Annotated in this window: 13 protein-coding genes; 9 read left to right on the top strand and 4 right to left on the bottom strand. The window is 59.2% G+C overall.

Features of this window, described 5'->3' with window-relative positions; translation table 11 throughout:
- Window positions 1–314: 314 nt before the first annotated feature.
- From PMI18_RS25300 to PMI18_RS25310, 3 genes are all read right to left on the bottom strand, one after another.
- The gene (locus PMI18_RS25300) at window positions 315–701 is read right to left on the bottom strand and encodes a DUF488 domain-containing protein (protein ID WP_007896000.1); all 387 of its coding nucleotides are present in this window, start codon (window positions 699–701) and stop codon (window positions 315–317) included.
- A gap of 11 nt (window positions 702–712) precedes the next feature.
- Complete coding sequence (pcsA, locus tag PMI18_RS25305; RefSeq protein ID WP_007895999.1) at window positions 713–1435, bottom strand: phosphatidylcholine synthase; 723 nt, start codon at window positions 1433–1435, stop codon at window positions 713–715.
- Between the two features lie 198 nt (window positions 1436–1633).
- On the bottom strand, window positions 1634–2005 hold the full coding sequence (locus tag PMI18_RS25310; protein WP_007895998.1) for a VOC family protein: 372 nt from the start codon (window positions 2003–2005) through the stop codon (window positions 1634–1636).
- A 113-nt stretch (window positions 2006–2118) separates the two neighbouring features.
- Between PMI18_RS25310 and PMI18_RS25315 the strand changes: the two genes are divergently transcribed.
- Window positions 2119–2901: a tellurite resistance TerB family protein gene (locus tag PMI18_RS25315; protein WP_007895997.1), complete on the top strand. Its 783-nt coding sequence runs from the start codon at window positions 2119–2121 to the stop codon at window positions 2899–2901.
- Between the two features lie 8 nt (window positions 2902–2909).
- On the opposite strand, the gene PMI18_RS25320 is transcribed toward PMI18_RS25315, so the two are convergent.
- On the bottom strand, window positions 2910–3362 hold the full coding sequence (locus PMI18_RS25320; RefSeq protein ID WP_007895996.1) for a cupin domain-containing protein: 453 nt from the start codon (window positions 3360–3362) through the stop codon (window positions 2910–2912).
- A 623-nt stretch (window positions 3363–3985) separates the two neighbouring features.
- Here PMI18_RS25320 and PMI18_RS25325 point away from each other — a divergent pair.
- The 8 genes from PMI18_RS25325 (at window position 3986) to PMI18_RS25360 (ending at window position 14115) form a co-directional block, all read left to right on the top strand.
- Complete coding sequence (locus PMI18_RS25325; protein WP_007895995.1) at window positions 3986–5035, top strand: hypothetical protein; 1050 nt, start codon at window positions 3986–3988, stop codon at window positions 5033–5035.
- 177 nt (window positions 5036–5212) lie between these two features.
- Window positions 5213–7258, top strand: a complete 2046-nt coding sequence (locus PMI18_RS25330; protein ID WP_007895992.1) for an iron-containing redox enzyme family protein — start codon at window positions 5213–5215, stop codon at window positions 7256–7258.
- Window positions 7255–9096, top strand: a complete 1842-nt coding sequence (locus PMI18_RS25335; protein ID WP_007895991.1) for a carbamoyltransferase family protein — start codon at window positions 7255–7257, stop codon at window positions 9094–9096. Before PMI18_RS25330 ends, PMI18_RS25335 begins: the two co-directional genes overlap by 4 nt.
- 141 nt (window positions 9097–9237) lie before the next feature.
- The gene (locus PMI18_RS25340) at window positions 9238–10194 is read left to right on the top strand and encodes a TauD/TfdA family dioxygenase (protein ID WP_007895988.1); all 957 of its coding nucleotides are present in this window, start codon (window positions 9238–9240) and stop codon (window positions 10192–10194) included.
- A gap of 57 nt (window positions 10195–10251) precedes the next feature.
- Window positions 10252–11508 carry an ATP-grasp domain-containing protein gene (locus PMI18_RS25345; protein ID WP_007895987.1) on the top strand — a complete coding sequence of 419 codons (1257 nt, stop codon included), beginning with the start codon at window positions 10252–10254 and terminating at the stop codon, window positions 11506–11508.
- A complete protein-coding gene (locus PMI18_RS25350) occupies window positions 11505–12701 on the top strand; it encodes an ATP-grasp domain-containing protein (RefSeq protein ID WP_007895986.1) in 1197 nt (398 codons plus the stop codon). Before PMI18_RS25345 ends, PMI18_RS25350 begins: the two co-directional genes overlap by 4 nt.
- Window positions 12698–13480, top strand: a complete 783-nt coding sequence (locus tag PMI18_RS25355; protein ID WP_007895985.1) for an SDR family NAD(P)-dependent oxidoreductase — start codon at window positions 12698–12700, stop codon at window positions 13478–13480. Before PMI18_RS25350 ends, PMI18_RS25355 begins: the two co-directional genes overlap by 4 nt.
- The gene (locus tag PMI18_RS25360; RefSeq protein ID WP_007895984.1) at window positions 13480–14115 is read left to right on the top strand and encodes a LysE family translocator; all 636 of its coding nucleotides are present in this window, start codon (window positions 13480–13482) and stop codon (window positions 14113–14115) included. The genes PMI18_RS25355 and PMI18_RS25360 overlap by 1 nt, the downstream gene beginning before the upstream one ends.
- Window positions 14116–14287 lie beyond the last annotated feature (172 nt).

The following is a 14287-nucleotide window of genomic DNA, read 5'->3' as shown; positions in this document are numbered from 1 at the left end:
CAAACCTCCCGTGGGTAAACGAGCAGACGACGGTCCCCCTGGGCTGTGATGGGGGAGGGACTGTGCGCCCGACGTGTGGTCATTCGATAGCCATTCAATCCTCTAAGTATTGACCATGATCAACCTCTCGTCCGCAAGGCAGGTGCGGGCTGAAGTTCGTGCTGCATTCAAGTGCAGAGGTGTCACACCGAAGTTCAATTGTGGGAGCGAGCCTGCTCGCGATGGCGGTGTGTCAGGCAACATTGATGCTGAATGGGCTGGCCTCTTCGCGGGCAAGCCGCGCTCCTACAGGGGATTTGTGGTGTTTTCTTTATCTAGACAACCTTCGCGCCCCGTGCCTCCAGCAACTCCCGTAACACGGAACGGTGGCAGTGGGCCTCGTCCTCGCAATAACACCCCACGGCCAGAGACGTTTGATGGGAGAGGGCGGCCAGCAGGTCGAGCAGCTGACTGGGTGCGGGATGGTTCATCTCGGCCTTGAACTTGCGCTTGAAAGCATCCCAGGCTTTGGCATCTTCAGCCGCTTTGGCTTCGGCCACCAACTCGGGGCTGGGGGACAGCAGCGGTTGCCACACGTCGTAAAAATCCCGGCTGGCAAATTCGGCCTTCGGTACACCGCGGGGCGGGCGGCGTACCGTGCCCAGGCGCAGGCCTTCATTCGCGGTGCGGGGTGAGCCGAGTTGCACGATGTGGATCGGCATGATCGCAGTGCCTATTTGAGCCGCGAGCCGTCGAACCACTCCAACGCTGTGCGCCAGAAGCAGATCCCCAGGAAGTACGCCGACATTAGCAGCCAAAGGCCCATGACCAGTGGATTGATGACCGGGTGGTTGACCACCAGCGACAAGCTGCACAGCAGCCAGATGGCCGTCACGGCAATGTTGATCGGCATGAACCGGCGCACGCGGAACGGGTGCAGGAATTTCATTCGGGTCACGGTCAGCAGCGCCAGGCCGATGACGGTGAGCAAGGTGATCCATGGCGATGGGTCGATGATGTACAGGCACAACGCGACCACATTCCACGCGGCGGGGAAGCCCTGGAAGTAGTTGTCTTTGCTCTTCATGTTGACGTTGCAGAAGCAAAACAGCGACGACACCAGAATCAGCGACACGGTCAGTAGCAGGGTGTAGTCCGGCAACGGGATGTAACGGTAGATGAACAGTGCTGGGATAAACACGTACGTCAGGTAGTCGATCACCAGGTCGAGGATCGAACCGTCGAAACTCGGTAGCACCGACTGCACATTGACCTTGCGCGCCAGCGCGCCGTCCAGCCCGTCGACGATCAGCGCCACGCCCAGCCACAGCAGGCAATTGGTGGGCTGGTTCTCCAACAAGGCGAGGGTCGCGAGGAAGGCTGTGACCACGCCAGTGGCGGTAAAACCATGGGCGCCCCATGCTTTGAGCCTGGCAATGTGTACAGTGGATATCACGGGGGCGTTCTCCAGAAAGTGAAGCAAGCCAGTTATCACCCTCTTGTTGAGGGCGTCGGCAAACCGGGTCGGGTTGCAGGTATCGACCGGATTTTCGGGAATAAGGTTCACCACCTATGAATCTTAGCCGCCGCGCAAAAAAATACCCCGGAAATATCCGGGGCAGGTATTGAGCGTTGACCGATGTCGAGACGGGTGTCAGTTGAGCGAGGGGCAGAACACGCGCAGCCGATGGTTATCCGGGTCGAGCGCGACGAAGGTGCGCCCGAAATCGAGTTCTGTCGGCGGTTGGGCCATGGTCAGCCCGAGCGCGCTCCAATCGGCAAACAGTGCATCGACCTGCTCGACGGACTCCACCGGGAACGCCAGTTCGGTTCCACCGCCCGTCGCCCCCGCAGCAGGTTCGGCGGTGTGCCGTGACCAGAGCCCCAGTTTGTAGCCACCATCTAGCACAAACAGCGCGAAAGTCGGCGACTCTTCCACGGGCATGCGCTCCAGCAGAAACTCATAGAACCGTGCACTCACGGCGGGGTTTTCCACGTAAAGCAAAATAAAACGGGGAGTGATCATTGGGCTGCTCCATTCAAGGTGGGGGCAGCATAAAAGGAGGCGGTGTCAGTTTCTGTCAGGAGTGTGAAGGGCAAGAGCAACACACATGACTTCAGCCAGACGGAGTTGGCGGAATGTCTGGCGGGGACTATCGTTGCCTGACTGAGTTTGTGCCCATTAATGAGGACGTCGTCATGAACACCAGCGATTTGCTTGAGCAATTACTGCGGGCCGGCCAGGGCTCGCAGTCGCAACAAGGTGGCGGTGCGGCGTCAGCTCAAGGAGGTTTGGGCGATCTTGGCGGATTGCTGGGTGGTCTGTTAGGGCGCGGCGGGGGCGCCGGTGCGGGCGGCGCAGGTTTAGGTGGTTTGCTCGGTGGTCTGCTGGGCGGCGGATCACCCATGGGCGGTTCGACGCAAACGCGTTCGGGCGGCACCAACTACGCGGCATTGGCTTCTTTGGGGATGATGGCGTTCCAGGCATATCAGGCCTGGCAACGCAGCCAGGCCTCGGCACCGCAACAGGCACCGCGCACCGTTGACCTGTTGTCTGGCCCGGAAATCGAAGACCACAGCCACGCCATCCTTCGTGCGTTGATCGCCGCCGCCAAGGCCGATGGTCGCATCGATGATGCCGAGAAACAAATGATCAGCACCGAAATCGGCCGCCACACCGACGACCCGCAACTGCAGCAATGGCTCGATGACGAAGTCGCCCGACCGCTGGATGCCGCCGATGTGGCGCAGTCGGCCCAAGACCCGGGCATGGCCGCCGAGATGTACCTGGCCAGCGTGATGTTGGTGGACGATCAGCAGGACGCCGAGCGCAACTATCTGGATGAACTGGCTGCGGCGTTGAAGATCGATCCCGAGTTGCAGCTGCACCTGGAGCAACAGGCCAAGAGTGGTGCGGCCTGAACGTTCCCCTACGCGTGTCCTGGTGATTTTGGCAGCAGAAACGTAACACCGAAGCCTTCAGATATCTCCAGTATCCGAGGCAGGTCTTCGGGCACTTTGAGCTGATCCAGCGCCGCAAAGAACTGACCGCCGCGTGGATCGGAAACCACGCCGATCATTTTCGCGGTAGGGCTGATGTTCTTGTAGGCATGGATCGACCCGGCGGGGATGTGCACGTAACCCCCGGGCGAGACGGTAGTGGATTGACCTGCGACGGTCACTTCAACCTGTCCATCGATGACATAGAACGCTTCGTCCCAAGGGTGAAAGTGCAGCGGTGGCCCGCCACCTTGTACACCTTCCTGGATGTGCACTTCAAAGGGTTTGGTCAAATCGCCACCGGCAAGAATAGTGATCGTCTCTCCAACAACTTTGACCGGTGCGGGGGTTCTCCCGGCTTCGATGACGTGAACCGTGCGCATGATTGCTCTCCGAGGTATGAGTCCCCCTCCGCTGAGTATATTCACTGCGCCGTCAGTAAGTGCCGCAACACCGGTCCGTCTGTCCGGGCAATTTCAATGTCAATATTAGTGCTGTCATTTAATTGGCATGAGTGACCGGGCATTCATGAGGCTTGTTGATTTGCTCACCCTTTCATGAATGTTTTTCCCCATGGAAGAAATGCAGGTACTTTCATTTGACATTCTGGATCCAATGTCTAGACTCGATCGCATGAGTCCTCTCTGGGGGGCTGAAAAGTATAAAAGTAAAGGGACGATACAATGCATGGAAGCTCTCCGCGTCACCGTATTGCAGTATGCAATACCTTCATATTGCACCTCGCAACAGCCATCACTGAATTTCCCGCCCCGTCGCATCGCGATGTGAATTTTATCGCTCGCATACGATTTTAGTTAGTTTCGATTTTCCTGCATGTAATGGTTTTGGTTAGTAATAGCCAAAACTTATCATGTCTGGCTTGCCATGGCTCGTTATTGGCAAATTCGCACTTTCGATAGAATTCGAAAGGGCTGGCGTGATTCGCCCCGAAAAAATCTGGCTGATCAAATGGAATTCTGATTCTCGCTAAAGGAGTGGCTTGGCCATGTTTAAAAGACGCAAGCGTATCGCGCTGGATGATCCCAGTCTGGAACGTGTGAAGTTGACACCTCAGATGCTCACCTACGATCAATTCGCCAGTCGCAGTCGTTCCCAATACCTGCCTTATGTGATGGGTTTCAATGCCGCCGACTACCGTTCGGAATCGATCAATACCGATCGGCTCGGATTTCGCCTGGCCCATGATGCGCAAGGCAGGCCGATCAGTGTCGGCACCCTGGAGGCCAGCGCGCTGTCAGAGGTGAATTTGCTGGTCGGGGCCTCGTCAGCCTTGGGTTACGGGGCTTCCAGCGATGCCGCTTCGGTAGCAAGCCGCCTGTCCACGTATGATCCAGACGATACGCCATGGCTGAATTTTGCCGGGCATACCTTCAATGCGACCCAGGAATTGATGCTGTTCGTGCTGCATGCCCATCGACTGCCCAAAGTGCGACGCATCGTGATCATGGGCGGCTTCAACACTCTGGTCATGGCGCGTCTTCCTGAGTTCATTCGAGGTGATCTGCCGCCGTTCTACTTCTGCGGTGACTACTACGAAAAGTTTGATGAAATTGCTGAGGAGAATGGCGCAGAACTGCCGCCTGGCAAACTTCCAAAGTGGCCCGCCGAAACGACCGAGGTGCCGCCAATTTCGCAAACTCTGGTGCGCGCTCTAAAAGACACTATGAATTGTCTGACTACTTGGAAGCGACTCGCGGAATCTTTGGATGCGGAACTTACGTTTGTTCTCCAGCCCTTGGCGACGTGGGTAAGAACGCCGTGCGCCGAAGAGCAGAAATTGTTCGATGAACTTGATCGGATTTCCAGGTTTGGTACTTGGCAGCAGTTGTATGGCGACATATCCGCGCCCGCTGTCGCGGAATATTACGCTGATAGTTTGGCCAATAGTTGTCATGACTTGGGTATTCGATTTGCCAGTCTAATCGATGATTTTAGAGAACGTCCGGCCGATGAATGGTTGTACGTTGATCGTGCGCACTTTACCGACCTCGGCAGTGATGTCGTAGCACACGCCATTCATCGATACCTTCAGTGAAAGTTTAGGAGGCTCTATGTTCCAGCGAATTCGCAAGGCACTTGGTTCTTTGTTCAAGAGAAAGAAAAAAGCCAAGAAGAAAAACAATTCTTCCATCTATCCAATGCACTGATGAAGACTAATAGGCAAATCTTTTCCAGTTTCCTCGGGGCAGAGACCGGGGGAGAGGCCAGGCGCATGTTCACGCCGGTCACCCTGCGCACTTGCCTGGGTGCGGTGCATGGCACGGAGCTGGCAGACGTCGACTTCACCAGCGCGCCAGCCTTGGCAGGGCTGGCGAGCGTTGCATGCGAACGGCTTGGGCCATTGCGCGACGGATTCCGACGGTTGGCACAGGCAGTCGAGACGAACGAAGCGGATGCCCAGGCGCTGGGCGCCAAGGCGGCACTGGAGTCGGCTCCCTTTCTGATCGGCAGCCAGCACCTGATTCATGGGCTGTGTGGCAGTTGGAATAATGAAGCGCGCCATGCCATGGCAGCGCTGAGTATCCATGCGGCGGATGTGGGTGCCGGTCAGCCGGGGGCCAGTCGTATCCAGCGCTACCAGGAATTGCTGCGTCAGCATTCGCTGGCAGATGCTGGCGAAGATCTCCTGCGAGCGGTGGCCGACCCAAGGATCTCGGACGGGGCCTTCAACGTTGCCTCGACCCTAGTCGTACTGGGGCATTTCCCGGAGTCGCTGACGGCCCAGATCCTGGGGGTCAATCTTTACCTGCGCCATTGCGGGCTGCTGCCCTCGTTCGAGTTCATCGCCCGTAATGAGCCGTCCGCCCGCCAGTTTCTCGATCTGCGTCACGACCCCGCCGGTAGTACCGATGATCTCGCCGTGCTCGCTGAAGTGGCCGTCCGGGAATTTCTCGTGCAAATGGGAGCGGCCGGAAACGATGGGGTGCGCCAAGGCTACCTGTGGGCGCGCCGGCAGGTCGAGGAGATGAACGAAGCGCTGCTCAATTTGCTTGAGCGCTGGCTCGATCCGAGAGAGGCGGCATGCCACCTGATCAGCCGACGTCGGCTGGATGCTTGCCAATACCATGACAAGACACGGCTGAATAAGGTGCCGATGAAGCCCTTGCTCGCGGTCGACGACTCGTTGAAGTTCCTCGACCATCTTGCCGCCAGCGCCTACGTGCGTGCGGGCAAGCCAGAAGCGAGTCCACTGCTCACCAGCCTGATTTCGCCGCGGGGCAAGATGTTCCGAATCTTCAGTCGCGACGATATCGCCATTCTTCACCGCTGGATCTCCAGCTTGCCTTACTCCGATGCGCCCATGCAGCCCCCGGCTTTCCAGGTATGGAAAGACGACGGCAGACTCGCCGGGACTCTTCGCGAGAATGCTGAAACCCAAGCGTTGGTCGCCAGATTCAGTCCACGAGAGGCTTACCCACGCCTGTTGCGTATGGAGCTCACGTCGTCAGAGGAATCCTTTGCCGGTCACTACGTGAAGAGTTGGCTGGCCAGGGCCGCCCGTGGCGTCGCCAAGGGGCGTTGCTCGTTGCCAGAGCATTGGGCGCCCGGTGTCCTGCAGCAGTGGTTGCAAGGCCAGCATGAAGCGTCCAACCAGGCACTGGAGCAGAACGAAGAGCTGCCATCTCGCGATGAGGTGGTCGCCGATATCCTGTCCTTGGCGCCGCTGACAATGATCGACGGGGCTTGGCTGGCCGGGTTCGCCCACCCGGCGGTAGCCTCCACGGCGTACGGCAGCCGACTGTTTGAAACGCTTTTCGATGAGTTGGGCAACGGAATCGAGGCGCAGAACCATCCCGTCATCTACCGCCATCTGCTCAAGGCAGTGCATGGCGAGTTGCCGGCCACCGCCGACCCTGGCTACGCCAACGCAGCTTGCTTCAACGACGAGGACTTCGAGCTGCCCGTGTTCTGGTTGTCCATCGGACGATATCCCCAAACCTATTGCCCGGAGATTCTCGGGCTGAACCTGGCGATGGAGCTATCCGGTGTAGGTGGCGGTTATCGGCGTACCCACAAGGCGTTGGTCGCCTACGGCTATCCGACGATGTTCGTTGATCTGCACAACTCCATCGACAACATCTCCACCGGGCATACGGCATGGGCTGCCGCGAGTCTGGATACCTACCTTTGCGCATTTTCTAGAAGTGACCGTGATGAACTTTGGGCGCGCGTGCGTAATGGATTCGTCGCGCTCAATCCACCCAGGGAGCAAACAATGCTGGATAAGTTTCGCGAAAAAGTGAGGTCGCTGCTATGACGATAACGCTTGGCATCTCTGCCTTTTATCACGACAGCGCGGCCACTCTGGTTGTGGACGGCAAGATCGTCGCCGCCGCCCAGGAAGAGCGTTTCAGCCGGATCCGACATGACCCGGGTTTTCCATGTAGGGCCATTGAGTACGTTCTGAAGTACGCAGGTATAAACCTGGCCGATGTCGACCATGTCGCCTATTACGAAGACCCGGCGCTCAAGTTCCGTCGGGTGCTCTCGACGGCAGCCGTGGCCGGGTTTTCGGCAGCGCGCACCTATGCACCGGTGATTGGCGAATGGCTATCGAAAAAGCGCCGAATGGACCGTGAGGTCGTGCGTCATCTCACAGCGATGGGAGACCGGGACGGTCGCCGAATCGAAGTGCATGGCCACCACGAGTCTCACGCTGCATCGGCGTTCTTCCCCAGTCCGTTCGAGAGCGCTGCGATCCTGTGTATCGACAGTGTCGGCGAATGGGCCACGACCACTCTCTGGCACGGTAAGCCAGACGGCATCAAGCTGGTCGCGGAGTTGTCCTTCCCCCATTCGCTCGGCCTGCTCTACTCGGCTTTCACCTATTTCTGCGGCTTCAAGGTGGACTCCGGCGAATACAAACTGATGGGGCTTGCGCCTTATGGCAAGCCTCACTACGTCGACACGATCCTCTCGCATCTGATCGATGTGAAGCCCGATGGCAGCTTCAGGCTTGACTGGACCAAGTTCGAGTTCATCAAGGGCCAAGTCATGACGGGCGATGCCTTTGAGCAGCTATTCGGTGGCCCCCGGCGCTTGCCCGAGGCACCACTTACCGATCGCGAGTTCGATTTGGCAGCATCGGTGCAGAAAGTCACGGAGATAGTCGTTTCGCGCCTGGCCAAGACCGCCCGTGAGCTCACTGGCGAGACATCGCTATGCATGGCCGGGGGCGTTGCCCTTAACTGCGTAGCCAACGGAGTGATTTCACGTGAGCGGACTTTCGACCGGCTGTGGGTGCAACCGGCGGCAGGCGATGCGGGTGGCTCGCTGGGCGCCGCGCTGTTGACCGACCGCAAATATCGTTGGGTAACAAGCCGCGAACTACCGGCTGACGTCCGTGATGGCATGAGCGGAGCGTTGCTTGGGCCGGAGTACAGTGAGGAGCAGATCAGGGACGAACTGGAAGCCTGCGGCGCTGTTTTTCACCGGCTTTCGCAGGAAGAGCTCGACCAGCGGGTGATCACCAGCATAGAGGGCGGAGGGGTCATCGGCTGGTTCCAGGGTCGAATGGAGTTCGGTCCACGATCACTTGGCAGCCGTTCGATCCTGGGTGATCCGCGTCGCTCGGACACCCAGTCAAACATGAACCTGCGCATCAAGTTTCGCGAGTCCTTCCGACCCTTCGCTCCCGTGGTGCTTGAGGAGAAAGCGGCAGACTACTTCGACATCGTCGAGGAAAGCCCCTACATGCTGGTGGTCTCGCCCATTGCAAAGCACATTCGCAAGGCGATCCCGCAGGAGAATGCGCGGCTTACCGGCATCGACTTGCTCAAATTGGTGCGTAGCGATCTGCCGGCAATCACCCACGTGGATTTCTCGGCAAGGGTGCAGACCGTGGACCGGGAGCGCAACCCGCGGTTCCGAGCGCTGCTTGAACACTTCTACCAGCGTTCAGGGTGTCCTGTACTGGTCAACACCTCGTTCAACGTGCGCGGTGAGCCCATTGTGAACACGCCGTTCGAAGCTTATCGCTGCTTCATGCGTACCAACATGGATGTGTTGGCGATCGGCGATTTCTACCTCGATAAATCGGAGCAGCCTCAGTTTGAGGAAGCGGTCGACTGGCGCGAGACAGTACCGCTGGATTAACTATTTCATACACTAGGGAAGGTGCACTATGGATTATGTTCTGCTCTACCTGATCCTGCCGTTGGGGATATTTATCCGGCGAACCAAAGCGTTTGCCCATCGGCCAGACCCCACGGTCACCTCATACCTGAACCGCAAATCATGAGCGTCATGGCCTTGGATGTTCAGGAGGCGTCGTTGGTCCAGGTGATGGTCGTCAATGATCCCGACCTGACCGGGCTGAAGGACTGTCGCGTGAGGTTGGCCGAAACGCCGCACTGCGCTGACAGTGTGGGAGCCGTCGGCGGGGACTGGCTCGGCACAGTGTTGGGCCGGGATGTCGTCGAGGCGATTCGCGCATTTCCCGCCAGCCCGCACAAAGCGTTGCTCATCAGAGGTATTTCGCTCTCTACGGACGTCGCGACGCCGCGCAATGGCTTCCTGCCCAATGCCGAGTGCGTTCTTGATTTTGATCTGCTGCACTTTGGCATGTTGCGGTTGCTGGATGTCAGGCCGCATGCCGTCGAGTATGAAAACTTCGGCAAGCTGGTCAGAAACGTCGTTCCGGTTCCAGAGGCTGCGGGCACCACGAGTTCTTGGGGTGCGGATGTGGAGTTTTTCTGGCACACCGACAACCCCAACTGGCCCTTCGCCGATCAAAGCCGAAGTGTCGCGACCTCCGTGCCGAACTTTTTGGCCTTCACCGCCGTGCGCAACTTTGAAGGCGCCTCCACCGACATTGTTTGTGTGGATCATGTCCTTTCACAGTTGCCTACCTGGGCGATCGCCCAGTTGCAGAAGGCTGCCTACACCTTTGGTGCCCCAGCCTCCAACGAGGGCTTCGATGGCCAGCCGAGGGTGCTGCCGGTGCTGGAGCAGGACGAGGGCGGTTATCGCCTGCGCTTTGACGACGGCATCGTGGCCGCGCTCGACCGGGACAGCGAAAAGGCGCTTGCGCTGCTGCGCCAGTGCCTGCGTGATGCCCAGGGTATAGAGGTGGTGCTGCAACCAGGCGACTTCTTCATTTTCAAAAATGCCCGCGTGCTGCACCGACGCAAGGCGTTCCAGCCTTTGCTCAACGGCAAGGCGCGCTGGCTGCGCAGGGTGTACGGCAGTTGAGCCTTTTCTTCAAAAACCATCACACAAGAACCATCCCAATAGACATGGAGTTTATGCATGAATAAGCGTATCGCAGTAGTCGGTGGCCGCCCCGCGCCCATTCACGGTGCCAAGGAACTGGGCATCGACGTGGTACTGGTGCATCAAGAGGGTGACTACGAGCAGGAGATCCTCGCCCATTGCGAGCAGGTGGTGCATGCCAGGCTTGACGACGCCGAGGCCATTATCAAGGTCCTCGAACCCCTGCACCGCGCCCGTCCATTCGATCGCATCATTACCACCACCGAAGTGGCGGGCGAGTCAACGGGCAAGGTGGTCGATCACTTTGGCCTCACCGGGGTTTCCTATAAGACTGCGCGCCTGCTCAAAGACAAAGTGGCCATGCGCGAGTTGCTGGTCGAGCACAACCTGAGCCCGGTCGCCTATCGCCATGTCACCTGTGCGCAGGATGCCATCACGTTCGTCAAAGCGCATGGCAAGTCGGTTCTCAAGCCAGCCGAAGGCGTAGCCAGCCTGCACATCCATCCCTGCGATGACGAAGCTTCCGCTTCCAAGGCCTGGCAAGCGCTTCAGGATGCCGACGTCAAGCACATCATCATCGAGGAGTACCTGGAGGGGCCGGTCGTCAGCGTCGATTCCTTCTCGTTCAAGGGACGCCATCTTCCGATTGGTTACTCCCAGTACCGCATGAACGACAAATACGTTGAGTGGGAGGTCAGCACGCCGAGTACTGAAGCCAGGAAATGGCTGAGCGAGCTGAAGGAAATGACCTGCCGCCTGCTCGACGCCGTAGAGCTGGAGGAGGGGCCTTCCCACAGCGAGTTCGTGCTGACCCCGAAAGGTCCTCGTGTACTCGAATCCCACGCTCGCCTGGCGGGCTCGGGTGCTCCGGAATTGGTGCGGCGCGCGTTCGGCCTGGACCTGAACCGCATGTTTCTGACTGTGCCACTGGGTATCGACACCCTGCCGGATGTGTCGCCCGAGCCGATAGCGGGTGCAGCGATCCAGTTCTTCGTACCGACTCCGGGCAAGGTAAGAAAGGTCGAGCTCGATCTCAAGCCTGACGTCGATGTGCGCCATACCAAGCCAGGCGAGACTCCACTGGTGTTCCTGCCGTTCCTGTTCGAACTGGGCGCAGCCGAGCGTGCCGTGGTCATCCAGAAGCATGAGGGCGACAAGATTCCGCCGCTCGACACCGTTGCCGACTGCGTTTCAGGGTATGTCCTGGCAACAGGCTCCTCGCGTGAAGACGCCGTTCGTATCGGCGACGAACTGGTGGAAGCGGTCCACTTCATCGTGGACCCCACGGCATGAGATATGTCCTCTGCTTGCACCGTTGGGTCGGCTACCAAGCGCTCTACGACCGATACGAACTGCCTGCGGGAATGCAAATTCGGGCGATCTGCACGCCCGAATCCCTAGCGTCCCTGCCGAGCGAGCGTCTGGCGTCAAGCTCGACGCTCGCCTCGCTGGACGATGCTGAGGCGGTCATGGTCGAGGTTGAGCGCCTGGTCGAGCAACATGGCGTTCCAGCGCTGGTGGTTGCCCTTAACGAGGGCGACCTGCTCAATGCTGCTTCTATCCGCGAGCGATGGCAGATACCGGGAGATCTTGTCGCGTGGACCGAGCGGTTCCGCGACAAGCTCACCATGCTGCAGGTCGCAGGCCGGCAAACGTCGATCGGCGTGCTGCCTGCCTCGGCCGCCGATTCCCGCGAAGCGGTGGAGCGACTGGCGGACGAACACGGTTATCCACTGGTGCTCAAGCCGCGCTATGGCACGGCGAGTCGCGGCGTAAAAATTCTTCGCGGCCCAAAGGATCTTGATCAGATCCGGCAGGCAACAGAGCCGATGATGGTCCAGGCTTACTGCGCGGCCCCCATCCTGCACGTAGACGGCTGGTGGGATGGGCAACGGATTGTGGTGGTCACGGCGTCGCGTTATGTGAATAGCTGTGCCGATTTCGGTCCGGACAGCCCGCTGGGTAGCATCGAACTCGAGGAGGGCGATGACGAACAGCGGGTTGCAGGACGCGTCGAGCAACTGCTGGCAGTCTTCGCGCCTGAGCGAGAAATCGTCTTCCACCTCGAACTGTTCGACCTGGATGACAAATGGCTGTTCCTGGAAATCGGTGCCCGGGTCGGTGGCGCCGAAATCCCGTTCCTCTGGCGAGAGGTGAGGGATATCGACCTGCTGGGGATCGCTTGGGAAATCCAGACAGGGGCGTCTACCCGCTACAGGGACCTTGCGCGCAGCCTTAGCAAGGAGGGCAGGCCATTGCACCGCGAGCGGGGGGCATGGGTGATCGCCCGCCGTAACAGCTCGCCGCGCGATGGCTTGGGTACCCTGTACTGGGCTCAGCCGCAGAACCTGGATCGCCTCGCCAGTGGTGTTTATGAGGGCGCTGGCACCCGTCTTCGCCTGCGCAGCTTCGATCGTCCCGCGCTGGTACGCGACGTGGGGAAGATCTTCGAACAGTTATCCGAGTCATGGGAGGCTCAATCTTGAAAACAGCAGTGGTTACGGGTGCCAGCAGTGGCATTGGCGAGGCGTGCAGCCGTACCTTGGCCAGTCGTGGCTGGCGGGTATTCCTTGTGGCGCGCAGAGGGGATCGGCTCGAACAGATTGCCGGCGAAATCCGCGGACACGCCATTGTGCTGGACGTGACACAAGCGCGAGAGGAGGACTTGGTGCAGATATCCGAGTGCGATCTTCTAGTGAACTGTGCGGGTGGTGCGATCGGCCTGGATGCGGTAGACAGGGCCAATGCCGAGGATTGGACGAACATGTTCAACAGCAACGTACTGGGGACTTTGCTGATGACCCAACTGATGTTGCCTCGGCTCATCGCATCCCAAGGGGCCATCGTCAATATTACCTCTACGGCTGCCCTGGCCAGTTATGAGGGGGGCGGCGGCTATTGCGCGGCCAAGAGTGCTCAGCGTGCACTGACCCATTCCTTGCGGCTGGAGATGAAGGGCGTACCGGTGCGCATCACCGAGGTGCTCCCCGGCATGGTGCATACGCCAGAGTTTTCCTTGAAGCGTTTTCGCGGCGACGCCGAACGGGTCAACGCCATCTACGAGGATGTCGACCGGCCTTTGAGCGCGGACGATGTCGCCCAGGTAGTGGCCTGGGTTGCCGATCAGCCGGCACATGTCAATGTCGACGAAATCGTGGTTCGGCCAGTGGCACAGCGCGCTCAGCATGCGCTGTTCCGAGGCAATCTCGGCTGGCTCGAGCAACAGCGGGCCGACCAAGCCCCTTTGAACGAAGGAGCACTCTAATGATGGCACTGGAAAACCTGGCCGGTGTGGCCATCATCTCCTTGGGCATGGTTCTGACACCGGGTCCCAACATGATCTACCTGACCTCGCGGGCGATTTCCCAAGGGCGGCTGGCCGGGATGATTTCGCTGGCGGGTGTGGCGCTAGGCTTCGTGTGCTACCTGCTGGCTGCAGGGCTGGGGCTGGCAGCCTTGTTCAAAGCGGTGCCAGTTGCCTACGATGTCGTCAGGATCGCAGGCGCATTCTATCTGGGCTACCTGGCCTGGAACATGCTGAAGCCCAGGGGCGCTTCCCCCTTCGAGGCGCGCGAACTGCCACCTCACTCGCCGAGACGGCTGTTCACGATGGGGCTAGTGACGAACCTGCTGAATCCGAAGATTGCGCTGATGTATTCAGCGCTGATTCCCCAGTTCATCGACCCTTCCGCAGGGTCTACCTTCCAGCAATTCATCCAGATGGGGCTGGTACAGATCACCATTGCCGTCACAGTGAACGGCATCATCGTCCTCGCCGCTTCCAGGGTCAGCGGATTCCTGGCCAAGCGACCCTCTGCCATGCGCACCCAACGCTGGGTGTCCGGGACTGTCCTGGGCGTCTTCGCGGTCGATATCCTGCTGCGTAAACCGCTCACCTGATAAACGACCGAGTGTTTCGCAAGCCCTGCAACGACAAGGCCCGGCCAATAGCCGGGTCTTGTCGTTTGGCGGCCTCGGTACTCATGTTTTGCAAGACTACTGAACCTTCGCGCACTCATCCGGGGTCTCATGACAATAACGGTTTGATTCAGTCATAAACCCTGTGGAGGGC

This window comes from Pseudomonas sp. GM102 (assembly GCF_000282555.1).
Taxonomy (GTDB): domain Bacteria; phylum Pseudomonadota; class Gammaproteobacteria; order Pseudomonadales; family Pseudomonadaceae; genus Aquipseudomonas.
Note: the sequence above shows the minus strand (reverse complement) of the source record. Positions and strands in the feature narration are given on the sequence as shown.